Here is a 25,907-nt window from a genome sequence, read left to right as displayed (position 1 = left end):
CCCGTGGCATCATCTATATGATTCGCAGACAGACTATTTTCGGCTTAAGCGTGCTTGACGCGGCCCTCGTAGATTCAGACAGAAAGCTTTTCGGACAAAGATGGACGATAACGATCTCTTTTCCAGAGTAGTCAACAATGCCCGCGAACGGGTGCAGGAGCGTCAGTCTGAAAAGGCTCCCGCTCAGCGACCTGTTGCGCAGCCGGCAGCGACGCCGTTGCCATCTGCCCCAAAGCCTGCGCCTGTTGCCACCAAGGCACCACCTGCCTCGTCGGGAAGTGACGACTATAATGCGTCGTCCATTCGCGTTCTTGAGGGCTTGGAGCCGGTCCGTTTGCGCCCCGGCATGTATATTGGCGGTACGGACGAAAAGGCTCTGCATCATCTTTTCGCTGAAGTCATCGACAACTCGATGGACGAAGCGGTTGCAGGCCACGCCAACTTCATTGAAGTCAGCCTCGATGCTGAAGGCTTCATAACCGTCAGCGATAACGGTCGCGGTATTCCAGTGGAAGAGCACCCACAGGTGCCGGGTAAGTCCACGCTTGAAGTCATCATGACCAAGCTGCACGCAGGCGGCAAGTTCGACGGCAAAGCCTATGAAACGTCCGGTGGCCTGCACGGCGTTGGCGTTTCGGTCGTGAACGCACTTTCCGATGTTCTCGAAGTTGAAGTCGCACGCAATCGCCGCCTTTATCGCCAGCGCTTTTCGCGCGGCATTCCACAAGGTGGTCTGGAAGATGTCGGCGAAGTGCATAACCGTCGTGGCACGCGCGTTCGCTTCCATCCGGACCCGGATATTTTTGGAAAAAGTGCCCATTTCGACCCGCACCGGCTCTATCGCATGGCGCGCTCGAAAGCCTATCTGTTCGGCGGCGTAGAAATCCGCTGGAGCTGCGATCCGGCTCTTCTTGATCCTAAAAAGGAAACTCCTGAAAAGGCCGTGTTCCATTTCCCTGGCGGCTTGAAAGATTATCTTTCTGCTTCGCTTGGCAAGGAGCATCAGGTTACGCGTGAGATTTTCGCAGGCCGCACCGAAAAACAGGGTGGTCACGGAGCGGTTGAATGGGCTGTGTCCTGGTATGGTGGCGACGGCTTCGTCAATTCCTATTGTAACACGATTCCAACCGGCGACGGCGGCACGCATGAAGCGGGTCTGCGTATTGCATTGACGCGCGGTCTGAAGGCCTATGCAGAACTGACCAACAACAAACGCGCTTCAATCATCACCACAGATGACGTGATGATTTCAGCGGCAGCTATGATGTCGGTTTTCATTCGTGAACCTGAGTTCGTCGGTCAAACCAAGGACAAGCTTGCGACCGTCGAAGCACAGCGTATCGTGGAAAATGTTATCCGTGATCCATTTGATCACTGGCTTACAGCCTCTCCGCAGGAAGCTTCGCGCTTGCTCGACTGGGTTGTCGACCGCGCTGAAGAACGTCTGCGTCGTCGTCAGGAAAAGGAAACCGTCCGAAAAAGCGCGACGCGCAAGCTTCGCCTTCCCGGAAAGCTTGCCGATTGCACGCAGAACGCGGCCGCCGGTGCGGAACTTTTCATCGTCGAGGGTGACTCGGCCGGTGGCTCAGCCAAACAGGCGCGCAATCGTTCCAATCAGGCGATCCTGCCTCTGCGCGGGAAAATTCTGAACGTGGCAAGTGCAGGCCGCGAAAAGCTTACCGCAAACCAGCAGATTGCCGATCTTGTGCAGGCGCTGGGTAGTGGCACACGCAAGAATTACCGCGAAGATGATCTTCGCTATGACCGCGTCATCATCATGACGGATGCTGACGTGGATGGCGCGCATATTGCATCGCTTCTGATCACATTTTTCTATCAGGAGATGCCGGAGCTTGTCCGTAACGGTCATCTCTATCTCGCAGTGCCTCCGCTTTATCGTCTGAGCCAGGGCGGCAAGGTCGCCTATGCGCGTGATGATGCGCATAAGGACGAACTGCTCCGTACTCTGTTCACAGGGCGCGGCAAGATTGAGATCGGCCGATTCAAAGGCCTTGGCGAAATGCGTGCCGAACAGCTCAAAGAAACGACCATGGACCCCAAGAAGCGCACGCTTCTGCGAGTACATGTGGATGAAGATTATATTGATGAGACGCGTGCCACGGTCGACGATCTGATGGGTACCAAGCCCGAAGCCCGCTTTCGCTTCATTCAGGATCGTGCAGCCTTCGTGGAAGAACTCGACATCTGATCGCATTCAATCGGATAGGAATGCGTGAATATCAGAACGGCAACTCGTCAAAACGGGTTGCCGTTTTTATTTACAGGCTCAGCTCTTAATATCAATACCGAGTTTGGTTTCAATATCTTCGATGGATTCTTTGACAAAGAATGTCAGGTCGGTGCTCAGCGTTACAATGCGGGTGCCGGTCCCATATGCGTTATAGGAAAGAACGTGATTGAAATTCACGGCAACTCTTTCACCGCTGACGTCAGTAAGCATGATCCACATAAGCCCCTCCTCTGAAAACGATTCCTTACAAGAGGATAGGCGCATATGGGCAAATGACAATGGAGCGTTATCGGGGAGCTCTATCGGGGAGCTTTACCAAGTAGCATTACTGGGGAACTTTATAAGCTCGCCTTCATGCGAACCTTTTCGACCCGGCGGCCAAAACTTTCCGACCACTCCTCATCCTGCCTGTAGATCGTGAAGCCAGCTTTCTTATACAGTCCGATTGCCGGAAGATTATCGGCATGGGTGCCGATTTCCGCTTCTGCGAAGCCCTCAAGAAGAATCTGCGCCATCAATGCATTGAGCAACAAGCCGCCCAACCCCTGACCGTGATAGGCGGGATCGATCCAAAGATCGGAGATATAATTGGACTTGGGTATGCGTGCGCCCCAGCCGCACATCTGACCTTGCCGCTCAGCCACCAGAACGCCATCGGCATTCCCGTTGATATCACGCAGGAATTTGGTTTGTAGTGCAGCCCGACTTTCATCAGTCAGATGAATGTGGCGAGCAGCAGTTTGCCATGCACGAACCGCTAACTCAGCCATAAAGACGGTTTCGCCGGGTGTTATGGCCCGGCGAATAAGAAGCTCAGATTTTACCACCATTTCTTCGGGGTAAAGCGACCGGCTGCCTGCTCGATAGCGCCGGCAGCCTGGAACAGTGTTTCTTCCTCAAACGGACGCCCGATAAGCTGTAAACCGAGCGGCAGCCCCTGATCATTCAGACCAGCTGGAACCGAAATGCCCGGCAGACCTGCCATATTTAGCGTAATGGTGAAGATGTCGTTGAGGTACATCTTGACCGGATCGTTCGCCAGTTCCTTGTCCCCAATGCTGAAAGCAGCAGAAGGTGTTACTGGCGTCAGGATCGCATGCACACCTTGCGCGAAGACATTTTCAAAGTCCTTCTTGATCAACGTACGCACTTTCTGCGCGCGCAGATAATAGGCATCGTAATAGCCTGCCGACAGAACATAGGTACCGGTCAGAATACGGCGCTTAACTTCCTTGCCAAAGCCCGCAGCACGGCTCTGCTCATACAAATCGGCAATGTCTTTGCCCGGCACACGCAGACCATAACGCACGCCATCATAACGTGCGAGGTTGGACGAGGCTTCGGCAGGTGCCACGATGTAATAGGCAGCAAGCGCATATTTGGTGTGCGGCAGCGAAATATCGACGATTTCCGCACCAGCATCCTTAAGATACTGAACACCCTTCTGCCAGAGTGCTTCAATCTCTTCCGGCATACCATCGGCGCGATATTCCTTCGGAATGCCGATTTTCATGCCCTTGAGTGACTTGCCAATAACTGCTTCATAGTCCGGCACTGGCAGATCGACCGAGGTCGTGTCTTTAAGATCGAGCGAGGCCATGGATTTCAGCAGGATAGCGGCGTCGCGCACATCGCGGGCAATAGGGCCTGCCTGATCGAGCGATGACGCATAAGCAACGACACCCCAGCGCGAAACGCGGCCATAGGTCGGCTTAATGCCGACTGTGCCCGTGAAAGCTGCTGGCTGACGGATCGAACCACCAGTGTCAGTTGCGGTTGCGCCCGCGCAAAGCTGCGCGGCAACAGCTGCTGCTGAACCACCGGACGAACCACCTGGCACCAGATCGACATCGGAACCGTTAGCGCGCCACGGATTTTTCACCGCGCCATAATAGGAGTTTTCGTTCGATGAGCCCATCGCGAACTCATCCATATTGAGCTTGCCGAGCATGACTGCGCCGTCTGCCCAGAGATTGGCAGTGACAGTTGATTCATACTCAGGCTTGAAGCCATCAAGAATGTGCGAGCAGGCCTGCGTATGAACGCCTTTGGTCGCAAACAGATCTTTCACGCCAAGTGGAATACCTTCAAGAGCGCCAGCTTTGCCTTCAGCAATGCGCGCATCCGAGGCTTTCGCCATTTCCCGCGCCTTTTCAGGCGTTACGGCAACATAGGCATTGATCGTCTTATTGGCGGAATCGATCGCCGCAATATAGGCTTCCGTCAGTTCAGTCGCGGTAATCGCCTTGGCCTTCAGCTTGTCGCGCGCTTCGGCAATGGTCAGTGCGGTCAGTTCGCTCATCGTCAAATCCTGTCAGTGCGCCTCAACGAGACGCTTTTCAAAAAAGGCGCTGTATTCGGAGTCCGGATAATCCAGAACCACACCGCAGCGCGCAAAACCTGAATTCTCATAAAGCCGCCAGGCGCCATCAAAGCCGGGGCCAGTGCCTGTTTCAAGAACCAGACGCGAAACACCCCTGGTTGCTGCCAGCGCGACAATCGCATCGACAAGAGCAGAGCCGACACGTTTTCCGCGGACTTCCGGGAGGGTGAACATGCGCTTCAACTCGCCCACACCATCATTGTGCATTTTCAATGCGCCGCAGCCAACAGCCTTGCCGTCCTCATCGCGAGCCACGAAAACCGTTGTCGCAGGCTCAGCCATTTGCTCGACTGTCATCTTGAACTGGAACTCAAGCGGCGATAGCGGGAGCATATGCGCGTTCAAGGCTTCGACCAGATCACGCACATCGTCCTGTAATGGGGTCTCGATGGAAACCCGAATAGCCATAGACTTACTCCACGACCTTGGGAACGACGAAGAAGTTTTCTTCCGTAACCGGCGCATTCGCAACAATGGCATTGGCAATATTGCCGTCTGTAACGGCATCTTCACGCAAGCGCATCTTGATCGGCGTAACCGATGTCATCGGCTCAACACCGTCAACATCGACTTCGTTCAACTGCTCGACAAAGCCCAGAATTGCATTGAGCTCACCGGTCATGCGCTCAGCTTCATCTTCGCTGACAGCGATGCGCGCGAGATGCGCAACGCGCTTGACGGTGGAAATATCGACGGACATCCTGTTCTCCGCAAATGCTTGATTAGGACAGCATGAAGCTGCCCCGAAAAGGTTCTTTTACCGGCTATAACGGTGCGGTTGAGGAAGCGCAACATTTCTTGCGCTTCCATCTGCACTTAGAAACTGTGAACAGTGCCCGGTTCAGCCACCAGCACCCTCGTTTCCTTATGATCGGCCATTGCCGCAACGAACTTGTCGGCGGTCTTTTCAATGAATGGGAATGATCCGTAATGGCACGGTAATACCGTCTTGAAGTTGAAATAGCGCTGGCATGCGAGGGCTGCAACCGCGCCACCCATGGTGAAGCGATCACCAACTGGCACAATGCCGATTTCAGGCTGATGCAGTTCATTGATGAGCGCCATATCGGAGAAAATATCCGTGTCCCCCATGTGATAAAGTGTCGGCGCATTTTCGAAATGGAAAACCAGACCGTTCGGATTGCCCATCGATTGTGTGATGCCGTCTTCTGTCATCAGCGCTGAAGAATGCAGTGCGTTAACAAATGTCACGCTAAAGCCGTCGCGAACAATGGTGCCGCCGGTATTGCCCATGCTGAATTTTTCAAGGCCCTGGCGACCGAGCCAGCCAGTGATTTCAGGGTTTGCGATGACCGTTGCGCCATGCTCTTTGGCAATTTCGACAGTGTCGCCAATATGGTCGCCATGACCATGGGTCAGCGTAATATGCGTGACACCCTGCGTTGCTTCTTTAAAATCGATGCCTTTGGCGCCAGGGTTTCCATTGATGAATGGGTCGATCAGAATGACCGCTTTGTCCGTTTCAACACGATAGGCTGCGTGGCCCAACCAGGTGATTTTCATTGCAGTACTCCTTGCGGCTCGATTTTCAGTTTTAAAACAGATATTACGCCAATGAAGTTTCAGGCAATATGACGCCTGATCAAATTGCCCTGATCAGAAAGCTATGAGGAACAATGGCTGTCGTTGAAATTGAAGACGTTTTGGAAATCCTGCAACCCGGCCAGACCATTGCCGGGCTTGATCTTGGCACCAAAACCATTGGCCTTGCAGTTTCCGACCTCGGCTACTCCTTCGCGAATCCTCGTCCTGTTATCAAACGCAGCAAGTTCACAATTGATGCACAAATGCTTCTGAAAGCGCTGGAAGCTGACAAAGTCGGCGTCATCGTTATTGGCCTGCCGATGAATATGGATGGGACAGCCGGACCGCGCGTTCAGGCGACGCGCGCCTTTGTGCGTACCATGCAACCATTAACCGATCTGCCATTCGTGTTCTGGGACGAACGACTTTCAACCGTCGCCGCCGAACGCGTGCTGATTGGCATGGATGTCTCACGCGGCAAGCGGGCCGAACGCATCGATTCGGCCGCTGCATCATTCATTCTGCAGGGCGCACTGGATCGCCTGCACCTGCTTCAATCGTCACATCAAGACGACAGCGATTATGATGCCGGATAGAGCTGATCGAGAATCCGGTTGGCGTTGTGACGCGCATCCAGCATGCCGTAAGTCGTGCGCCACTGGCCGCCGAGCCTGGTTTCGATAAAGGCATCTGCAATATCGTCCGCACCGAGATTACGAAGTTCAGCGGCAGCAGCAGCATAGGCGAGCTGTTCAGTCAAAAGCCGCGCAACACCCTGATCAGTTTCAGTCAGCTGTAATGCGGCCTGAAGCACATCGATTGTGCCCTGCCCACGTACACCGAGCTGTTCGCTGATCCAGTCCAGTACTTCGTCAAACAGTGCCGGTGCGCGCGACAGTACCCGCGCCACATCGAGCGCCATGACGTTGCCGGAACCTTCCCAAATCGCGTTGACGGGGGCTTCGCGATAAGCACGCGCGAGATTGCCCTCCTCGATATAGCCATTGCCGCCAAGGCACTCCATCGCTTCATAAAGAAGCGCTGGCGCAATCTTGCAGACCCAATATTTGACGACAGGTGTCATACAGCGAGCAAAAGCGGCTTCCGCCCGGTCACTTGCGGCCATGTCAAAAGCCCGGGCAAGACGCATGGAAAGTGCCGTGGCGCCCGCAACATCCAGCGCCATATCGGCCAGAACGCGGCTCATCATGGGCTGTTCTATCAACGGCTTATCGAAAACCACGCGATGACGGGCATGATGAACGGCTTCGGCAAGACCTGAACGCATCAGCCCAGCGGAAGCAACCGCACAATCGAGCCGCGTGAGCGTCACCATATCCATGATGGTTTTCACACCTTCACCAGGATTTCCGACGAGGTGGCCGATTGCACCATCAAATTCGACTTCCGCCGAAGCGTTGGATTTATTGCCCAGTTTGTCTTTAAGCCTCTGGAAGAAAAACCCATTTCCGGCGGCCTCATTGGTCAAGCGTGGCAACAGGAAGCAAGAAAGCCCTTCTTCCGCTTGTGCCAGCACCAGAAATGCATCAGACATTGGTGCCGACATAAACCACTTGTGGCCGCTTAATGTGTAAGTACCATCCTCATTGCGTGTCGCGCGCGTCGTATTGGCACGCACATCCGTGCCGCCCTGCTTTTCGGTCATGCCCATGCCGAGCGTAATGCCCTGCTTGTTGAATACAGGCTTTTGCGAAGAATCATATTTGCGCGACAGAACCTGCGGCGACCATTCCTTATAAAGTTCAGGTGCTGCCATAACGGCGGCAAGCGAGGCATTGGTCATAGTGAGCGGGCAAAGGTGCCCGGCTTCAAGCTGTGCTGTCAGATAAAAACGCGTGGCACGTGCCTGATGGCGGCGACCTGTTTCAAGAGGATTGGCCTCCCAGATCGAACAATGCAGCCCTTGCGCAATCGAACGACGCATCAGAGCGTGATAAGCGGGATGATACTCAACAAGATCGCTCCGCCGACCCTGTCGGTCATGTGTCCGCAGTTTAGGCAGCTCGGTATTTGCGAGGCGCGCAAGGTCTTGCGCTTCTGCCGACAAGACAAAACGTCCTGTATTCTCCAGATCGGTATGAAGCTCTTTCGGAAAACGAGCTGCGATTTGTATCAGAAGCGGATCGCCCAGATATGCATTTGTGCCCGCCATTGACGGTGTCTGGTTGGTAACTTCGTGAGTTTTCACAGGCTTATCCGTTTGGTTAGAGCATTTCCAGCAAAGTGCGAAGCGGTTTTGCGTAGGATAATGCGTAAGAACAAGTAGTTGAGCGGAGACCAAATTCCGTCAGATCAGCGCTCCATCTGAATTCAATTTATGCCTTCTTGCATTCCAATTTCCTAACATTTTCCAACGGAGCTGCAATTTCCATCCAAAAGAATACAGGTTTTTCTTTGTGAATCGGGCAAAGCCATTATAACGGCGGTTGCGGTCCAGCTTTCGCAGCTCTATACGGGTGACTTGCCATGACAAACCAAACGGTCTCTCCGCTCTTCCCTCATCGCCACCTGCTTGGCATCAAGGGGCTATCGCCCCTGGACATTCTTTGCCTTCTTGATCTTGCAGATCAGGAAGTCGCTGTTTCAAGACAGCCAGAGAAGAAAAAGTCCGTGCTGCGCGGTCGCACACAAATCAACCTCTTCTTTGAAGCATCGACGCGAACGCAATCCTCGTTCGAGCTGGCTGGAAAACGGCTGGGCGCTGACGTGATGAACATGTCCGTTGGCAATTCGTCGGTCAAAAAAGGCGAAACGCTGATCGATACGGCCATGACGCTCAACGCCATGCAGCCCGATATTCTGGTCATTCGCCATGCTTCAGCCGGTGCTGCGGCATTGCTCGCGCAGAAAGTCGGCTGTGCTGTCGTCAATGCAGGTGATGGTGCACACGAGCATCCGACACAAGCACTGCTTGACGCGCTTACCATCCGCCGCGCCAAGGGTGACATTGGAAACCTTATCGTTGCGATTTGCGGCGATGTACTCCACTCGCGCGTTGCACGTTCCAATATCCTGCTTCTCAATGCACTTGGCGCACGTGTTCGTGTCGTCGCCCCATCGACACTGCTGCCTGCCGGTATCGCCGATATGAGCGTCGAAGTTTACAACACCATGGAAGAAGGCCTGAAAGACGCCGATGTCGTCATGATGCTGCGCCTTCAACGTGAACGTATGGCCGGTTCCTTCGTGCCATCAGTGCGCGAATACTTCCATTTTTATGGTCTCGATAACGAAAAGCTCAAATACGCAAAGCCTGACGCTCTCGTCATGCATCCCGGCCCAATGAACCGCGGCGTTGAAATTGCCTCCGATGTTGCAGATGGTCCGCAAAGCATGATCCAGCAACAGGTTGAGATGGGCGTGGCCGTCCGCATGGCTGTCATGGAAGCACTGCTTGATCCCCGACGTAGCCAGATCAGCGACGGAGAACGAGCATGAGCACGATCCTGTTTGAAAATGCCCGTATCGTAGACCCTTCACGCGGGTTGGATGAAAACGGCAGTTTGCTCATTCAAGACGGCAACATTGTCGCCAGCGGTGCCGATGCCCGCAATCAGGGTGCGCCGGAAGGTGCCGAAATCGTTGATCTCAACGGCATGGCGATCCTGCCTGGGCTGGTCGATTCGCGTGTTTTCATCGGAGAGCCGGGGGCAGAACACCGCGAAACTATCGCTTCAGCAAGCCGTGCGGCAGCAGCTGGAGGTGTCACCTCCATCATCATGATGCCCGACACCGATCCCGTCATCGATGATGTGGCTCTTGTTGAATTCGTCAAGCGGACGGCGCGCGACACAGCTATCGTCAATGTTCATCCGGCAGCTGCCATCACCAAGGGCTTGCATGGCGAGGAAATGACCGAGATCGGCCTTCTCCGTGATGCAGGTGCTGTAGCATTTACCGAAGGCCGCCACACGATTGCCAACACGCAATTGATGCGACGCGCACTGACCTATGCCCGCGACTTTGATGCGGTCATTGCCTGCGAAACCCGCGATCCCTATCTCGGCGCAAACGGTGTGATGAATGAAGGCTTGTTTGCAAGCTGGCTCGGCCTGTCCGGTAGCCCGCGCGAAGCTGAAGTCATTCCGCTTGAACGCGATCTGCGTCTGGCAGCACTGACCAGAAGCAAATATCACGCGGCTCAGATTTCCTGTGCCATGTCTGCGGATGCTTTGCGCCGCTCGAAAGAACTCGGCACCACGGTGACCGCGGGTGTTTCCATCAATCACCTGTCACTCAACGAGAACGACATTGGTGAATTCCGGACATTCTTTCGTCTTTCACCGCCTCTGCGCAGCGAGGAAGATCGTCTTGCGATGGTCGAAGCCGTCAAGAACGGAACGATTGATATTGTCGTTTCTGCCCATGACCCGCAGGATGTCGATACCAAACGCCTTCCATTCGCAGATGCCGAAGCCGGCGCTATCGGCCTTGAAACGTTGCTGGCGGCAGCCCTTCGCCTTCACCACAATGACAGCATTCCTTTGCTGCGCCTTGCTGAAGTGCTTTCGACCGCACCGGCACGTATTTTCGGCCTTGATGCCGGCACTCTGAAGCCCGGTGCAAAAGCTGACCTCGCCATCGTTGACCTTGATGAACCATGGGTCGTTCGCGAGCAGGATTTGCATTCGCGCTCGAAAAACAGTTGCTTTGAGGGGGCTCGCTTCCAGGGGCGGGTGAACCGCACTATCGTTGGTGGCAAGACAGTCTATTCAGCTTAACAAATTTGGGAAAGCCGTCTTGCTTTTGGGCGGCTTTTCTTCTCAATTAGAGCGGTTTCAGTGAAGGCTGAATCGTTGGAACCGCACTAACTATTTGTTTTGACGTATTATCCTACACAATGCCGCTTCGCAGTTTTGCTCGAAACGCTATAATTTATATATGGAACATATGGGGAGTTTCATGGCCGAAACAGGTCTGTTCAATTTGGTGTCACTCGGCACGCTGATTTTCGGTTACATTCTCGGTTCAATTCCCTTTGGACTTATCCTGACCCGATTTGCCGGACTTGGAGATGTACGTTCAATCGGTTCCGGCAATATTGGCGCGACCAACGTCCTGCGCACCGGAAACAAGAAACTCGCTGCTGCAACGCTTCTTCTTGATGCGTTTAAAGGCACAGTCGCTGTGCTGATTGCTTCGCGCTTTGGAGAACATGCCGCGATTGCTGCCGGGTTTGGTGCCTTTATCGGCCACCTCTTCCCTGTCTGGATTGGTTTCAAGGGCGGCAAGGGTGTCGCGACCTATCTGGGTATTCTGCTTGGCCTGGCCTGGCCGGGTGCGCTTGTGTTCATCGCTGCCTGGATCATCACGGCCTTGCTGACCCGCTATTCGTCGCTTTCGGCTCTCATAGCCACCCTTATTGTCCCGATTGCACTTTATGTGCGTGGAGATATGGCAATTGCGGCATTATTTGCTGTGATGACGCTCATCATCTTCATCAAACACCATGCCAATATTTCGCGGCTTCTGAGCGGCACCGAAAGCAAGATCGGTAAAAAAGGATGAAAGAGAGCGCGAATTCAAAGACTGGAATTCGCCTCTCCGACCGCCAGCGGATAAACTGGCTACGCCTTATCCGAACCGAACACATCGGTCCGGTCGCCTTTCGAGATCTGATTCTCTTTTGCGGCTCCGCAGCCAACGCCATTGAGCGTTTGCCCGATCTCAATATTCGCGGTGGAGGTTCACGGCCTGTGCGTGTGTCATCTTTGGACGACGCCGAGCGCGAACTTGAAGCCATTGAGCGTATAGGAGCCCGCCTTGTCGGCATGGGTGAGCCAGATTATCCGCCGCAACTGAAAAACTGCGAAGCCCCGCCGCCGCTTGTGATCATCAAGGGCGACGCGAATGTGTTCCGTAAACCACCCGTTGCCATTGTCGGTTCGCGCAATGCATCCGTCGTCGGCGCACGTTTCACCGAAAAACTCGCACGCGATCTGGGTGATGCCGGTTTTGCAATCATTTCGGGGCTGGCACGTGGCATTGATGCCGCGGCCCACAAAGCCAGCATGGCAAGTGGTACCGTTGCAATCCTGGCTGGCGGTCTTGACCGGCCCTACCCGACCGAAAACCTGCCAATATACCGCGCAATTCCCGAAAGCGGCGGAGCATTGATTACAGAAATGCCCATGGGCGCCGAGCCACGCGCGCGCGATTTTCCTCGACGCAACCGAATTATTGCCGGGCTGTCACTGGGCCTGATTGTCATTGAAGCCGCTGAACGCTCCGGCTCTCTTATCAGCGCACGTATGGCTGGTGAAATGGGGCGAACGGTTTTTGCCGTGCCGGGCTCGCCGCTCGATCCACGTGCTCGGGGTACGAACGCGCTTCTTAAGCAAGGCGCGACACTCGTTACAAGTGCCGACGACGTCATAGAATCCCTTGCGCCACTCATGCCTGACGGCAGCATTTTATCTGATCCGGCACAGCCCGATCTCCTTCACCAGCTTGATGAAGAACCCGCGACCCTGCAGCCGATTACAACTGATTCTGAGCGCGATCTTTTGGTCGATGCGCTTGGCCCTGTGCCAATTGATGTGGATGCTTTGGTCAGACATATCGGCATCAACGCCGGGTCCGCGCAACTGATCTTGCTGGAACTTGATCTTGCCGGGAGGCTGTTACGCCATCCCGGCAATCAGGTCGCCCTTATGCCACAAGAGGAAAATTTATAAAATCAGTCATATGTATAGTTATGTTGATTGTCGCGCACTTCCTGCAATGCCATATCCATCAGATAGGCTAGGAGATGACTATCGGTTGCCCTTGCCATCTTGACGAGTTCTTGCAGCATATCTTCAATATAAGCCAATGTCTTACGGTGAGCTGTCTCCCGTTGAACCATATATGCCCCCTCGACGTTTCAGTTTCCTTCAAGCGAAAATCACCCTTCTGGTCCAAAGCCTTCGGATATACCCCAACCAAGTACTACCATTGGTTTCACCATTAATAATAGAAATCTAAGGTTGTATTTGACGAATTTTGACATCATGCTCTTGACCAAACGCAAACCGCTGTTCATGTGAAAGGCAACAATTTGAACGCGATGAATGGGCATTTTGCCCGGGAAGCTCGCGAATCTAGGCTGCTTTAATGAACGTTGTCGTTGTCGAATCGCCTGCAAAGGCAAAAACTATCAACAAATATCTTGGCTCGAACTATAAGGTTCTGGCCTCGTTTGGCCATGTGCGAGATCTGCCAGCTAAGGACGGCTCCGTCCGGCCGGACGAAGATTTTGCTATGTCCTGGGAAGTGGATAGCAATTCTGCCAAGCGACTGGCGGATATTGTCAAAGCGCTGAAGGACAGCGACGCACTGTTTCTCGCAACTGACCCTGATCGCGAAGGGGAAGCCATTTCGTGGCACGTGCTGGAAGTTCTCAATCAGAAGAAGGCTCTCAAGGGCAAAACGGTAAAGCGCGTTGCGTTCAACGCAATTACCAAAAAAGCCGTTCTGGATGCCATCGCCAATCCTCGTGACATTGACGAGCCTCTGGTTGACGCCTATCTGGCTCGCCGTGCGCTCGATTATCTGGTCGGCTTCACCTTGTCGCCGGTTCTGTGGCGTAAGTTGCCAGGTGCCCGTTCCGCTGGCCGTGTGCAGTCGGTAGCACTTCGTCTGGTCTGCGATCGCGAATCCGAGATCGAACGCTTTATCCGTGAAGAATACTGGAACGTTGCGGCACTTTTGAAAACGCCACGCAATGACAACTTCACTGCGCGTCTGACGGTTGTTGACGGTAAGAAGCTCGGCAAACTCGACATCAAGAATGAAGAGCAGGCAAGTGCGATCCGCACCATGCTCGAAGGCGCGAGCTTCAAAGCTGTCTCGGTTGAGGCAAAGCCAACCAAGCGCAATCCTGGCCCTCCATTCACCACCTCGACTTTGCAGCAGGCGGCATCCGGTCAGCTTGGTTTCTCCGCTTCACGCACCATGCAGGTGGCGCAGCGCCTTTATGAAGGCGTAGACATCGGCGGCGAGACCACTGGTCTCATCACCTATATGCGTACCGACGGTGTGCAAATAGCACCCGAAGCGATCACTGCTGCGCGTGACGCCATTGGCAAAAGCTTTGGCCCGAACTACGTGCCAGAAAAGCCTCGTTACTATGCCAGCAAGGCCAAGAATGCTCAGGAAGCGCACGAAGCAATTCGGCCGACTGACTTCATGCGCCATCCAAAAGAAGTGCGCCGTTATCTCGATGAAGATCAGGCACGCCTCTATGAACTGATCTGGAAGCGCGCTATCGCGAGCCAGATGCAGGCTGCCGACATTGAACGCACGACCGCAGACATCGAAGCCCTGAATGGCTCGAAGTCTGCAATGTTGCGTGCCAATGGCTCGGTCACGAAGTTCGATGGCTTCCTTGCCGCCTATATGGATCATCGTGAGGAAGAAGACGAAGACGAAGACAGCGCAAAGCTGCCGGAAATCCGTTCTGGCGAAGCAATTGCGCGCGAGAAAATCGATGCTACACAGCATTCGACTGAGCCGCCACCGCGCTATTCGGAAGCTTCTCTCATCAAAAAGATGGAAGAACTTGGCATTGGCCGTCCTTCAACCTATGCCGCGACGCTCGCAACTCTGCGGGATCGTGAATACATTACCATCGACAAGCGCAAGCTCACACCGGACCCGAAAGGCCGTCTGGTAACGTCATTCCTTGAAAGCTTCTTCAAGCGCTATGTGGAATATGATTTCACGGCTGACCTCGAAGAAAAGCTCGATCTGATTTCCGATGGCAAACTGTCATGGAAAGACGTGCTGCGTGATTTCTGGCGCGATTTCTCCGGCTCAGTCGACGACATCAAGGAACTTCGTGTTACCAATGTTCTTGACGCGCTCAACGAAGAACTGGCTCCGCTTGCCTTCCCGGATCGCGGTGATGGCAGCGATCCACGCACCTGCCCGACTTGCGGAACAGGTCAGCTCTCGCTGAAGCTCGGTAAGTATGGCGCATTTGTCGGCTGCTCCAATTATCCCGAATGCAAATTCACCCGTCAGCTCGGCGGTGAAGGCAATGGCGATGCGGCAGCTGCTGATGAACCGAAGTCTCTGGGTAAGGACCCTTTCACCGGCGAAGAAATCACCGCACGGACCGGACGCTTTGGACCTTATATCCAGCGCGGCGAAGGCAAAGAAGCCAAGCGCGCCAGCCTGCCAAAGGGTTGGACAGTCGATACGCTTGATCATGAAAAAGCGCTTGCCCTTCTGTCGCTGCCACGTGATGTTGGACAGCATCCTGAAACCGGCAAGATGATTTCGGCAGGCATTGGACGCTATGGTCCTTATGTCAGCCATGATGGCACTTTCGCCAACCTCGAAAACGCGGATGAAGTTTTCTCGGTCGGCCTCAACCGTGCGGTTGCCGTGCTGGCCGACAAACAGTCCAAAGGTCCCGGTCGTGGACGATCCACACCCGCGGCACTTGCAACGCTAGGCGATCACCCCGATGGTGGTTCAATTACCGTCCGCGATGGTCGCTATGGTCCTTACGTCAACTGGGGTAAGGTCAACGCGACACTGCCAAAGGGCAAAGAACCGGCAAGTGTTACGCTTGAAGAAGCGCTCGCATTGATTACGGAAAAAGCTGGCAGCACGAAGACCAAAAAGGCTCCAGCGCGTAAAGCTGCGAGCAAACCGGCCAGTGCTGAAAAGAAGACAACAACGAAAAAGACCGCCGCAAAGAAGCCTGCTGCTAAATCGAAAAGCAAGGCGAAAGCGGCAGAGGAGTAAGACTTGGCGCGCCGTTTCCCCAAACCAGATACCGGACGATCCGCGCGGACCGAACGGCGTGCAACAACAGCAAAATCAAACGCAGCGATGGCAGATGCAGCGAAATCGGGCGATCCGATAGCCTTTTTGCCGACGCGCGATGAAGTCCTCAAATTCATTGAGGAAAACCCTGATCGTGCTGGCAAGCGTGAACTTGCCAAAGCATTCAACATCAAGGGCGACGCACGCGTCTATCTGAAAGACCTGTTGCGTGAACTTGCCGATGAAGGGCTCGTTCAAAAGCGCGATCGCAAATTGTCGCGTCCTGGTTCCCTGCCGCCGATTGCCACTTTGAACGTCACCGGACGTGACAATGACGGTGGTCTTGTTGCGCGCCCAACGGATTGGGACGAAGTCGAACATGGTACAGCGCCAGTAGTACTTATCCGCCGTACGCGTCTCAATAAAGCCTCCGACGGTCCGACCGTGGGTGTTGGCGACCGCGTATTGGCCAAGATTTTCCGCAGCAAGGAAAATGACGGCCCGGAATATTCGGCTCGCGTGATCAAGGTAATCGACCACAGCAGCAATGCAGTGCTCGGCGTGTTGCGCAAGCTCAGCAACGGCGAATGGCGGTTGGAACCGGTTAACCGCAAGCAACCGGAAGTGCAGCTTGACCCACAATCGCTGCTGGATGCTCAAAGCGGCGATCTGGTTGAAGTCGAGCTTACATCGTCGCGTCGCTATGGTCTCCCAGCTGGCAAGGTGCGTCAGGTAGTCGGTTCCATCGATAGCGAAAAAGCGCTGTCGATGATTGCGATCCATGAACATGAAATTCCGCATATTTTCCCGGATGATGTCATTCGCGAAGCTGAAAGCGCTAAACCTGCGACGCTTGATGGCAATCGGGAAGACTGGCGTAAAGTTCCACTCGTCACCATCGATCCGGCAGATGCCAAGGATCATGACGACGCGGTTTATGCGGAACCCGATACGGACCCGGACAATGCTGGCGGACATATTGTTATCGTCGCGATTGCCGATGTCGCTGCTTATATTCGCCCGAATTCCGCACTCGATCGCGAAGCGCTGAAACGTGGTAATTCGGTCTACTTCCCCGACCGGGTTGTACCGATGCTGCCAGAGCGCATTTCCAACGATCTCTGCTCATTGCGTGAACTGGAAGATCGTCCAGCGCTTGCAGTGCGTATGGTGTTCGACGCCAACGGTCACAAGAAGTCGCACAAGTTCCACCGCATTCTGATGCGCTCAGCTGCGAAACTGGCCTATCCGCAGGCACAGGCAGCGATTGATGGTGCAACGGACGATAAGACCGCGCCGATACTTGATACCATTCTCAAGCCGCTGTGGAACGCTTATGCAGCCTTGAAGCGGGGTCGCGATGCACGTGAACCGCTTGAGCTGGACCTGCCAGAAAAGAAAATTCTGCTGGCACCTGATGGCAAGGTCGACAAGGTCATCGTGCCGGAACGGCTTGATGCGCATAAGCTCATTGAAGAGTTCATGATTCAGGCCAATGTGGCTGCCGCTGAAGTGCTTGAAGCACGTCGCCAGCCACTGATTTTCCGTATTCACGATGCACCAGCCCTTGCAAAACAGGAAAGCCTGCGCGAGTTCCTGCGCACGCTTGATATGAGCCTCGCAAAGGGTGCCGAACTCAGGCCTGGCCAGTTCAATCGCATTCTGGAAGCCGTTGATGGCACAGACCATCAGGATCTGGTCAATCAGGTCGTGCTGCGCACACAAAGTCAGGCGATTTACAGCCCTGACAATATCGGCCATTTCGGTCTGAACTTGCACAAATATGCGCATTTCACATCGCCAATTCGCCGTTACGCCGATCTGATCGTTCATCGTGCCCTGATCAAAGCTCTTGGCTTGGGTAATGATGGTCTGACCACTTTTGAGGAAACGCAGCTCGAAGAAACAGCGGCGCTGATTTCAACGACTGAGCGACGCGCAATGCTCGCCGAACGTGAAACAGTTGATCGTCTGATCGCACACTTCCTCGCCTCTCATCTTGGTGACGATTATGAAGCCCGCGTTACAGGTGTCACCAGAGCTGGTCTTTTCGTATCTCTTGCGACATATGGCGCAGACGGACTTGTGCCCATTTCAACTTTGGGTGATGAATACTATCTATATGACGAAGCGAACCATGCGATCGCCGGAGAAAGAAGCGGAAAAGGCTTCCGCCTGGGCGACACCGTCACGGTAAGGCTTGTGGAAGCGCTCCCCATTGCGGGCGCGCTTCGTTTTGAGATGGTTTCTGAACCGCATTCTTTGCCGATGTCGACACGTTCACATCATAAGGCAAGTCGAGGGATGCGCGGGCGCAAAGGAAAGCCAGCAGGCTTTTCCGGCTCCCCCAAAACAGGGCCCAATAAAACGGGTCCTAAGAGAAAAGGTCGCAGATGAGCACGTTAGAGGCCAATTCCACAAATAGTCACGTTCAGGTTTTCGGTGGTGAAAGCCAGACAACGGCACGCCCAAGCCGTCCTCTCGGTCAGGCTCTATGGCGCGGTTTCAAATGCCGTTGCCCGCATTGTGGCGAGGGAAAGCTGTTTCGCGCCTTCGTGAAGCCGGTCGATCAGTGTTCAGTTTGTGGTGAAGATTATACGGAACAACGCGCTGACGATCTTCCCGCCTATCTGACAATTCTGGTTGTCGGCCATATCGTGGTCGGCGCCTTCATGGGCGTGGAAGCCACGACCAACCTGTCATTATGGGCTCATATGGCGATCTGGGGTCCAATGATCGTGATCATGTCCCTGCTCCTGCTGCAGCCGATCAAGGGTGCAACCATCGGCCTGCAATGGGCATTGTTCATGCACGGTTTCGGTGGACAGGGCGAAGGCGATTACGGCGACGTCACATAACAAGCGGTTTCTGCCGTGACCTCCCCCGCGCCTTCCAATCAGACATCATCTAAATCGGCGCTGCGTCCACGCGATGCAGCGTCGTTGTTGTTGGTTGACCGGACAGGTCGCACGCCCCGCATTCTGATGGGTAAACGTCATCCAAGCCTGGCTTTCATGCCGGGCAAGTTTGTCTTCCCCGGCGGACGTGCAGACGCAGTCGACGGCGCGATAGCGGCTGCAACAGAACTCAGTCAAAACGATACACAAAAACTGATGACTGGCATGGGAACGCGCGCCTCACAGCGCCGCGCCCGGGCTCTTGGACTGTGTGCCATCCGCGAAACATTTGAGGAAACCGGGTTGCGGATCGCACGAGCTTCCTCGGACAAGCATTCGTCAGGCAAACGCTCTTCCGAGCAGCCACATTCTGCCAAAGCATTGTCATCTGCAGACATAATAATGCCTGATAACAAGGATTGGTGTGCATTCCTTGAACGTGGTGCGTTGCCAGCACTTGGTGATCTGCGCTATTTCGCTCGCGCGGTAACGCCGCCCGGCAATGTCCGCCGATTTGACGCACGTTTTTTTATCGCATTTCGCGACAGCCTGCCGGAACTTGAAAGTGCAACACTTGTTCCAAGTGGAGAACTGGAAGATTTGGACTGGGTAGCCATTGATGAAGTTGATAAACTCGACGTTGCCCGCATTACTCAGGCCATTCTAAAGGAAGCGCGAATGCTGCTCACAGAAACTAGGCTCGACCTGCCTGCCACCTTGCCTGTGGCGCAATACAGCAAGCGGCATGGCCGCTTTGTCCGTGAAGTGATCTGACCTTATGAACAAAGAAATTCATCCTGCCGATCTTGCCCCCCGGGAACCGGATGGCGGGCCGAAAGAAGGCCAGATGCATTGGCGTTCGCTTGCCGCAGCAATTGCCACAATCAGCGCCATGGGCGCTGCAATTGGCTTGGGCATACCCCTTCTGAGCGTGCTTCTTGAAGCACGCGGTCACTCGGCTAGCCTGATCGGTGCCAATACTGCTGTTGCAGGCCTTGCGTCGATTGTCGCGGCACCACTTGCAGCACCAATTGCAGCCCGGCTAGGTGTCGCACGCGCCATTGTGCTGATGCTCGTCATCGGCAGTGTCGCTTTTCTGGGCTTCCATTTTTTTCAGCCGCTCTGGGCATGGTTTGCCCTGCGAATCGTTCTGCATTTCGCATTGACCGTGCTCTTCGTCTTGTCGGAGTATTGGATCAATGCCTCCGCCCCGCCCGAAAAACGCGGACTTGTGCTCGGTATCTATGCCACATCTCTTTCAATGGGCTTCGCACTCGGCCCCTGGCTATTCTCAAAAATCGGCAGCGCGGGAGGCATGCCGTTCTATATCGGCTTTGCAATCATCATCGTGGCTACCATACCTGTGCTCCTAGCATGGCGCGACAGCCCGGATTTCGAAGAAGGCGATCACGTCCCCTTCCTGCCGTTCATCTTCGCCGTTCCTACAGCGACTATGGCGGTCTTTGTATTCGGAGCCGTTGAAACGGGCGGTTTCGCTCTCTTTCCGGTTTTTGGCGCGCGAGTGGGATATAGCGAAGGGGATGCGGCGCTACTGCTGACAATGATAGGTCTTGGCAATGTTCTGATGCAGATCCCGCTTGGCATCATAAGCGACCGCATTTCAGACCGGCGCAAGCTGTTGTTATTCTGTGCAGTGACAGGTCTTATCGGCATGATTGCTTTGCCATATCTTATGCAAAGCTGGTATTTGATGGCAGCCGTCCTGTTTCTATGGGGTGGTGTTGTGGCCGGACTTTATACGGTAGGCCTCGCACATCTTGGTTCAGAATTGACCGGCCGTGAACTGGCATCAGCCAATGCCGCCTTTGTTTTCTGCTACGCGATTGGCATGCTCGCCGGGCCTCAAGCGGTCGGTGTAGGCATGGATGCCATGGGGCCAAAGGGCTTTCCGCTCACTCTCGGCGTCTTTTTTGCGGCTTTTGCACTCTTTGCTGCGATAAGGCTTGTTCAAAGAAAGAAGCGGGGTTGACTTTTCGCCCTCAATCCGTAGTGTCGCGCCGAATTTCCGCTTCTAGCCAATTGGCGAGACTCGCAGCGGTTTAATCATGAAAGAGCAGGTATTTCGATATGGCCAAGGCTACGACCATCAAGATCAAGCTTTTGTCGACCGCTGACACCGGCTTCTTCTACGTAACGCAGAAGAACAGCCGCACGATGACGGAAAAGATGACAAAAACTAAGTACGACCCGATTGCGCGCAAGCACGTCGACTTCAAGGAAACGAAGATCAAGTAATTCGTTTCCGACGCCAGGCTTCACTGGCAGGAATCAAAAAGCCGTCTCTCACGAGACGGCTTTTTCGTTTGAAGCGGCAACGCGCTCTAAGCGGCGGATAAAGCAATCCTGTTGCGTCCGCTTTTCTTAGCTTCATAAAGTGCAGCATCGGTTCGTGAGAAAAGCGCCTCAGCACTGTCCCCTCCCATAAGACGCAGCGATGCAATACCTATACTGATCGTCATATTGATCTTGTGCTTGCCACCTGCCAGCAGAAAAGGCTTCTCGGCGACTGCTTCACGAATGCGTTCGGCCACGGCTGCTGCGGCCGCTATATCCGTATCCGGAAGAACGATGGCAAATTCCTCACCGCCATAGCGGCACATTACATCCATGCCACGTATCTTCTTGCGCAGTCGCACCGCAAACTCCCGCAACACATCATCGCCGCCATCATGACCATATTTGTCGTTCACTCGCTTGAAATGGTCAAAGTCGATCATAACGACTGACAACGGCCGTTCACGCCCCGTAGCGCGCGAAAGCAGCACCGGCATGTGTGTATCCAGATATCGACGGTTGTGCAGCCCAGTGAGGCTGTCTGTCACAGCCATGGTGATTGTACGGTGCAGGCTTTGACGCAGAAGGTCGTTGTAGCACTTACGCTTAATTTGTGTGCGCAGGCGCGCGTAAAGCTCAAGCTTCTCCAGTGGCCGCATCACATAATCATTTACGCCCAGCTCAAGGGCGCGGACGACCAGCGAACCTTCATCCTCGTTCACGATGAGAATGATCGGCACAAGCCTTGTGCGTTCAATTGTACGCATTTGCGAACACAGCCGCAGCGGGTCGTAATAGGTAAAATCTGCGGAGATGACGATACTGTCATAGTCATTCTCAATCGCCTTGATCAGCGCGCCATTGGCATCATGAGCGACATCAACAAAATAGTCCTCACCCAGAATCATGCGCAACCGCGCGGCAGCCAGTTCGTTCTCGTCGACAACGAGAATGCGTGCAGCTTCTTCCCCACCACCAAAGCGGCCCGAAAGCTTGCTGACAAGCAGCGCTTCCACTTCCGTGTCGGCAACAGTACCAGTGCGCTGGAACAGTTCATCAGAAACCATTTTGAGCCGGGCAAGGCTTTTAACGCGTGACAGCAGCTGGAGGTCCTTGACCGGCTTTGACATGAAATCATCTGCGCCAGCTTCAAGTCCCTGGATCTTATCCTCAGCGCTATCAAGCACTGTCAGAATCACAACGGGAATATTGGTTGTTCTTGGATCGTCTTTTAAGCGGCGGCAAACTTCAAAGCCGTCGATTCCCGGCATCAAAACATCGAGAATGACCACATCGATTTGACCTCCGAGGCAGATTTCAATGGCTTCTGCGCCATTAGAGGCTGTCACAACCTCATAATACTCACGCAGGAGCAGAGCTTCCAGAAGCTTTACGTTTGATTCCACGTCGTCAACGACGAGAATGCGTGCCGTCATGATGCCCTGCCCCCCAAATTCTCACCCCCGTGAACTTCCCCAAGTTGGAAATGATCAGGCGTCACCCAGATATGATTTTATAGTCTCAATAAAACGCGGAACCGAAATCGGCTTGGATATGTAGGCCTCGCAACCTCCCTGCCGAATACGCTCCTCATCACCTTTCATTGCAAAAGCCGTGACCGCAATCACTGGTATGTGGCGCAGCTCCTCGTCATCTTTGAGCCACTTTGTCACTTCCAGACCGGAAACTTCGGGAAGCTGAATATCCATCAAGATAAGATCAGGGCGATGCTCACGGGCAAGATCAAGCGCCTCAAGACCATTTCTGGTCCTGATGGTTTCATATCCGCTGGCTTCGATTAGATCGCGAAACAACTTCATATTGAGTTCGTTGTCCTCGACGATCATCACACTTTTGGTCATCGAATATTCCCTGGCCTTATTCTTTCCGGTCCAAAGACAGATTTGTTCTGCCCATCAGACCAATATGGATCGTATATAGTTTAAGCGCATTTCATTGACGAATGGCAAATATTCGCCAAATCTCACATTGTCGCGCAGCTAACCGGCTACTAAATAGGTGCCTACTGTAAGATATGTCCGGGAAGAACAGGAGTCTGCTTTTCCAGGGTCCGAAATGCCACAACAACGAATTAAGCGGAGAAGCAGATGAAAAGCCTCATGAGCCAAGCGGATGCAGAAAGCCTTGCAGTCGAAGCTCTTGTATGGCTGGCGCAAGACAAAGATCTGATGCCGCGATTTCTTGCACTCACAGGCATAGAGGTTTCGTCAATTCGGTCTGCGGCACAGGAACCGGGTTTTCTGGCCGGCGTCCTGCAATTTTATCTCAGCCATGAGCCGACCCTGCTGCGCTTTTGCGAGGAAACCGGCCGCGATCCTTCGACCATTGAAAAGGCAGCTTCCCTGTTACCCGGTGGGTTGCACAATCACCTCTAAGGCATTTCAAGAAAAGGCCGAAATTGTTTCTATAATACGCAGAAACAATAAGTTAGCGCCGCTTTGGCGGATACTGAACTGCCTCAACCGCGCCATCCGTTTGGATTGTCCTTAATAAAAAAGCGCCCTTTCGAGGCGCTTTTTCTGGAAACATCACCAAGTCTTATTCAGCGCCTGCAACTTCTGAAGCCGACACGCTCAAAACGCTCAGCTCATGAGCTTTGCCATCACGAGCAATCCACGACATGGATTGACCTGGCGTAAGGCCGATAAGTGCAGCGCCAATTGGTGTAAGAATCGAAATTTTGCCCTGAGCAATATCCGCTTCGCCCGGATAAACGAGCGTTACCTTGCGCTCGTGCCCGTCATTGGAGCGGAATTCGACTGTAGAGCCCATGTGAACGACATCTGCAGGCAGCTTCTTCTGTGGCACCACTTTGGCGCGGTCGAGTTCCTGCAACAATTCCTCGGCCACTTCCTCCAGTTTTTCGGAGACGTTGCCAGCCAGAATTGTCAGGCGTTCGTGGTCGATGTCGCTGACGACAATCTTGGGCTTCTTGCGATTCTTTACGCTCATGACGATAGCTCACTGCTGTCTAATGATAATTGTCCTCCGTAACGATTCCGGTCCGGAGTAACTGATTGAATTTTAGAAGAAAGCGCTTTTAGTAATTCCGCTTGAAGGCAAGCGGCAAACCGTCCCCCGGAATCCTCTGCGCTGAGCAGGACTCGAGGGTTGCTATCCCGTGATCGGTTGAACCCGATGGAGTATGGAAGCAAAACAGTTGTTCATAATGCTAAACTTGGTGATATCCTTGCCAATGTCAAGTGCAGAGCTGACAGGATATGAGAGTGGCGATGGCATTGCCAAACTTTAGTGCTATAAAACGATGTTCCTTTTATGTTCATCAAACAGCACGCAGCCATGGCCGATCAATTCGCAGAAAATAGTTCAGAGCAAGGTTTCTGCCGCGATTGTCTATCGCTGCAGAAGCTTGAGTCCGTGCGACGTTGTCGTGCCTGCGGCAGCCCACGTCTGGTACGCCATGCCGAGCTCTATAAACTGTCGCTTGCCCATGTCGATTGCGATGCCTTCTATGCTTCAGTGGAAAAGCGGGATAATCCCGAACTTCGCGACAAGCCACTCATCATTGGCGGCGGCAAGCGCGGTGTGGTTTCGACAGCTTGTTATATTGCGCGCATTCATGGTGTCCGGTCTGCCATGCCAATGTTCAAAGCACTGGAGGCCTGCCCTGAGGCGGTTGTCGTCAAACCGAATATGGAAAAATATGCTAAAGTTGGGCGAGAGGTCAGGCAGCTGATGCTTGATCTCACCCCACTTGTCGAACCCATTTCCATCGATGAGGCTTTCATGGATCTGGGCGGCACGGAGCGGTTGCATCGGGCACCGGCGGCAATCGTGCTGGCACGCTTTGCCAAACGTGTCGAAGAGGAAATCGGCATCACCATTTCGGTCGGTCTGTCCTATTGTAAATATCTGGCAAAGGTCGCCTCGGACTTTGAGAAGCCGCGTGGCTTTTCGGTTATTGGCGAAGCTGAAGCGCTCGATTTTCTGCGAAACAAGCCCGTCAGCATGATCTGGGGGGTAGGAAAATCCTTCAATGCCAAACTCGAAAGCGACGGCATCCGCACCATTGGCCAACTTCAGACCATGGATGAAGGTTCACTGATGAAGGCTTATGGCACGATGGGTCAGCGGCTGTTCAGGCTTTCACGCGGACAAGACAGCCGCAAAGTCGAACCCGAACACGATATGAAAAGTGTTTCCGCCGAAACCACTTTCAACAAAGACCTGTCGCAAGCAAGCGATCTGGTACCCGTCCTGCGCGCATTGTCGGAAAAGGTGTCGCAGCGACTGAAAGCCGGTGATATTGCCGGGCGTACAGTCGTCCTCAAGCTCAAAACGCAGGATTTTAAATTGCGGACACGCAATCGCCAGCTCGCAGATCCAACGCAGCTTGCTGACCGTATTTTCCGCACAGGTCTCCAGCTTCTGGAAAAAGAACTGGATGGTACAAAGTTTCGGCTACTCGGCATTGGTGTCGGGGAACTGTCGTCAGACGACCGCGCCGACCCGCCTGATCTGGTTGATACACAAGCCACAAAACGTGCCGTGGCTGAAGGCGCTATCGACCAATTGCGCAACAAGTTTGGCCGCAATGCAGTCGAAACTGGCTACACATTCTCAAAAGGCAATCTCGCCCGCCCACAAACGCCCGCCGACCGCGACCCGGACGAATGATGCGGTGATTGAAAACCCGCAACAAAGCCTGGGAGAAAAACAAATCAATCGCGGCTAACCGCTTGACGAAGCGTGTCAGGATCAATATTGGAACTGC

The 25,907-nt window shown here is 53.9% G+C and carries 25 protein-coding genes; 14 read left to right on the top strand and 11 right to left on the bottom strand.

Translation table 11 applies throughout. The features are described from left to right. Window positions 1-100: 100 nt before the first annotated feature. Window positions 101-2,209 carry a DNA topoisomerase IV subunit B gene (gene parE, locus CEV32_RS08485; protein ID WP_094576196.1) on the top strand — a complete coding sequence of 703 codons (2,109 nt, stop codon included), beginning with the start codon at window positions 101-103 and terminating at the stop codon, window positions 2,207-2,209. Between the two features lie 78 nt (window positions 2,210-2,287). Here parE and CEV32_RS08480 read toward each other — a convergent pair whose 3' ends face one another. The 6 genes from CEV32_RS08480 to CEV32_RS08455 all read right to left on the bottom strand — a co-directional run bounded on the left by CEV32_RS08480 (window position 2,288) and on the right by CEV32_RS08455 (window position 6,158). Beyond that, the gene (locus CEV32_RS08480) at window positions 2,288-2,470 is read right to left on the bottom strand and encodes a hypothetical protein (protein ID WP_094576194.1); all 183 of its coding nucleotides are present in this window, start codon (window positions 2,468-2,470) and stop codon (window positions 2,288-2,290) included. Between the two features lie 119 nt (window positions 2,471-2,589). Next, window positions 2,590-3,021: a GNAT family N-acetyltransferase gene (locus CEV32_RS08475; RefSeq protein ID WP_235818772.1), complete on the bottom strand. Its 432-nt coding sequence runs from the start codon at window positions 3,019-3,021 to the stop codon at window positions 2,590-2,592. A 50-nt stretch (window positions 3,022-3,071) separates the two neighbouring features. Beyond that, window positions 3,072-4,553 (bottom strand): Asp-tRNA(Asn)/Glu-tRNA(Gln) amidotransferase subunit GatA, encoded by a 1,482-nt coding sequence (gatA, locus tag CEV32_RS08470; RefSeq protein ID WP_094576190.1) that lies wholly within the window; start codon window positions 4,551-4,553, stop codon window positions 3,072-3,074. Window positions 4,554-4,565: 12 nt separating this feature from the next. Continuing rightward, entirely contained in the window at window positions 4,566-5,042 is a 477-nt protein-coding gene (locus CEV32_RS08465; RefSeq protein ID WP_094576188.1) for a GNAT family N-acetyltransferase, read from the bottom strand. Between the two features lie 4 nt (window positions 5,043-5,046). Beyond that, a complete protein-coding gene (gene gatC / locus CEV32_RS08460) occupies window positions 5,047-5,334 on the bottom strand; it encodes an Asp-tRNA(Asn)/Glu-tRNA(Gln) amidotransferase subunit GatC (protein ID WP_094576186.1) in 288 nt (95 codons plus the stop codon). A 116-nt stretch (window positions 5,335-5,450) separates the two neighbouring features. Continuing rightward, window positions 5,451-6,158: a metal-dependent hydrolase gene (locus CEV32_RS08455; protein WP_094576184.1), complete on the bottom strand. Its 708-nt coding sequence runs from the start codon at window positions 6,156-6,158 to the stop codon at window positions 5,451-5,453. Window positions 6,159-6,271: 113 nt separating this feature from the next. Between CEV32_RS08455 and ruvX the strand changes: the two genes are divergently transcribed. Beyond that, the gene (gene ruvX, locus CEV32_RS08450; RefSeq protein WP_094576182.1) at window positions 6,272-6,775 is read left to right on the top strand and encodes a Holliday junction resolvase RuvX; all 504 of its coding nucleotides are present in this window, start codon (window positions 6,272-6,274) and stop codon (window positions 6,773-6,775) included. Here the strand turns inward: ruvX and CEV32_RS08445 are convergent. Continuing rightward, on the bottom strand, window positions 6,760-8,388 hold the full coding sequence (locus tag CEV32_RS08445) for an acyl-CoA dehydrogenase family protein (protein ID WP_094576180.1): 1,629 nt from the start codon (window positions 8,386-8,388) through the stop codon (window positions 6,760-6,762). The two genes, ruvX and CEV32_RS08445, sit on opposite strands and share 16 nt — an antisense overlap. Before the next feature lie 278 nt (window positions 8,389-8,666). On the opposite strand from CEV32_RS08445, the gene CEV32_RS08440 reads away from it, so the two are divergent. The 4 genes from CEV32_RS08440 (at window position 8,667) to dprA (ending at window position 12,877) form a co-directional block, all read left to right on the top strand. Then, entirely contained in the window at window positions 8,667-9,638 is a 972-nt protein-coding gene (locus CEV32_RS08440; protein WP_094576178.1) for an aspartate carbamoyltransferase catalytic subunit, read from the top strand. Further along, the gene (locus tag CEV32_RS08435; RefSeq protein WP_094576176.1) at window positions 9,635-10,921 is read left to right on the top strand and encodes a dihydroorotase; all 1,287 of its coding nucleotides are present in this window, start codon (window positions 9,635-9,637) and stop codon (window positions 10,919-10,921) included. The genes CEV32_RS08440 and CEV32_RS08435 overlap by 4 nt, the downstream gene beginning before the upstream one ends. Window positions 10,922-11,102: 181 nt before the next feature. Further along, the gene (gene plsY / locus CEV32_RS08430; RefSeq protein WP_094576174.1) at window positions 11,103-11,708 is read left to right on the top strand and encodes a glycerol-3-phosphate 1-O-acyltransferase PlsY; all 606 of its coding nucleotides are present in this window, start codon (window positions 11,103-11,105) and stop codon (window positions 11,706-11,708) included. Next, window positions 11,705-12,877 (top strand): DNA-processing protein DprA, encoded by a 1,173-nt coding sequence (gene dprA, locus CEV32_RS08425; RefSeq protein ID WP_094576172.1) that lies wholly within the window; start codon window positions 11,705-11,707, stop codon window positions 12,875-12,877. The genes plsY and dprA overlap by 4 nt, the downstream gene beginning before the upstream one ends. 2 nt (window positions 12,878-12,879) lie before the next feature. Here dprA and CEV32_RS23630 read toward each other — a convergent pair whose 3' ends face one another. Then, entirely contained in the window at window positions 12,880-13,047 is a 168-nt protein-coding gene (locus tag CEV32_RS23630) for a hypothetical protein (RefSeq protein ID WP_167382767.1), read from the bottom strand. Window positions 13,048-13,295: 248 nt separating this feature from the next. Here CEV32_RS23630 and topA point away from each other — a divergent pair, with 248 nt between their 5' ends. The 6 genes from topA (at window position 13,296) to rpmG (ending at window position 21,112) form a co-directional block, all read left to right on the top strand. Beyond that, entirely contained in the window at window positions 13,296-15,938 is a 2,643-nt protein-coding gene (gene topA, locus CEV32_RS08420; protein WP_094576170.1) for a type I DNA topoisomerase, read from the top strand. A 3-nt stretch (window positions 15,939-15,941) separates the two neighbouring features. Beyond that, a complete protein-coding gene (gene rnr, locus CEV32_RS08415) occupies window positions 15,942-18,356 on the top strand; it encodes a ribonuclease R (protein WP_094576168.1) in 2,415 nt (804 codons plus the stop codon). Next, complete coding sequence (locus CEV32_RS08410; RefSeq protein WP_094576166.1) at window positions 18,353-18,817, top strand: DUF983 domain-containing protein; 465 nt, start codon at window positions 18,353-18,355, stop codon at window positions 18,815-18,817. Before rnr ends, CEV32_RS08410 begins: the two co-directional genes overlap by 4 nt. 15 nt (window positions 18,818-18,832) lie before the next feature. Continuing rightward, window positions 18,833-19,630 carry an NUDIX hydrolase gene (locus CEV32_RS08405; protein WP_094576164.1) on the top strand — a complete coding sequence of 266 codons (798 nt, stop codon included), beginning with the start codon at window positions 18,833-18,835 and terminating at the stop codon, window positions 19,628-19,630. A 73-nt stretch (window positions 19,631-19,703) separates the two neighbouring features. Next, window positions 19,704-20,846, top strand: a complete 1,143-nt coding sequence (locus tag CEV32_RS08400; RefSeq protein ID WP_094576488.1) for an MFS transporter — start codon at window positions 19,704-19,706, stop codon at window positions 20,844-20,846. Window positions 20,847-20,944: 98 nt separating this feature from the next. Next, on the top strand, window positions 20,945-21,112 hold the full coding sequence (gene rpmG, locus CEV32_RS08395; RefSeq protein ID WP_094576163.1) for a 50S ribosomal protein L33: 168 nt from the start codon (window positions 20,945-20,947) through the stop codon (window positions 21,110-21,112). An 86-nt stretch (window positions 21,113-21,198) separates the two neighbouring features. Here the strand turns inward: rpmG and CEV32_RS08390 are convergent, their stop codons facing one another. Then, the gene (locus tag CEV32_RS08390) at window positions 21,199-22,587 is read right to left on the bottom strand and encodes a PleD family two-component system response regulator (RefSeq protein ID WP_094576161.1); all 1,389 of its coding nucleotides are present in this window, start codon (window positions 22,585-22,587) and stop codon (window positions 21,199-21,201) included. A gap of 54 nt (window positions 22,588-22,641) precedes the next feature. Continuing rightward, window positions 22,642-23,013: a response regulator gene (locus CEV32_RS08385; RefSeq protein WP_007878616.1), complete on the bottom strand. Its 372-nt coding sequence runs from the start codon at window positions 23,011-23,013 to the stop codon at window positions 22,642-22,644. A gap of 246 nt (window positions 23,014-23,259) precedes the next feature. Between CEV32_RS08385 and CEV32_RS08380 the strand changes: the two genes are divergently transcribed. After that, complete coding sequence (locus CEV32_RS08380) at window positions 23,260-23,547, top strand: DUF3572 domain-containing protein (protein WP_094576159.1); 288 nt, start codon at window positions 23,260-23,262, stop codon at window positions 23,545-23,547. A gap of 163 nt (window positions 23,548-23,710) precedes the next feature. On the opposite strand, the gene rnk is transcribed toward CEV32_RS08380, so the two are convergent. Continuing rightward, window positions 23,711-24,124, bottom strand: coding sequence for a nucleoside diphosphate kinase regulator (rnk, locus tag CEV32_RS08375; protein ID WP_094576157.1), 414 nt, complete (start codon window positions 24,122-24,124; stop codon window positions 23,711-23,713). Window positions 24,125-24,472: 348 nt separating this feature from the next. Between rnk and CEV32_RS08370 the strand changes: the two genes are divergently transcribed. Beyond that, the gene (locus CEV32_RS08370) at window positions 24,473-25,810 is read left to right on the top strand and encodes a DNA polymerase IV (protein ID WP_094576486.1); all 1,338 of its coding nucleotides are present in this window, start codon (window positions 24,473-24,475) and stop codon (window positions 25,808-25,810) included. Window positions 25,811-25,907 lie beyond the last annotated feature (97 nt).

Source organism: Brucella rhizosphaerae (assembly GCF_002252475.1).
GTDB classification, from domain to species: Bacteria; Pseudomonadota; Alphaproteobacteria; order Rhizobiales; family Rhizobiaceae; genus Brucella; species Brucella rhizosphaerae.
The sequence above is the reverse complement of the archived record's forward strand: the minus strand, read 5'-3'. Positions and strand labels throughout refer to the sequence as shown.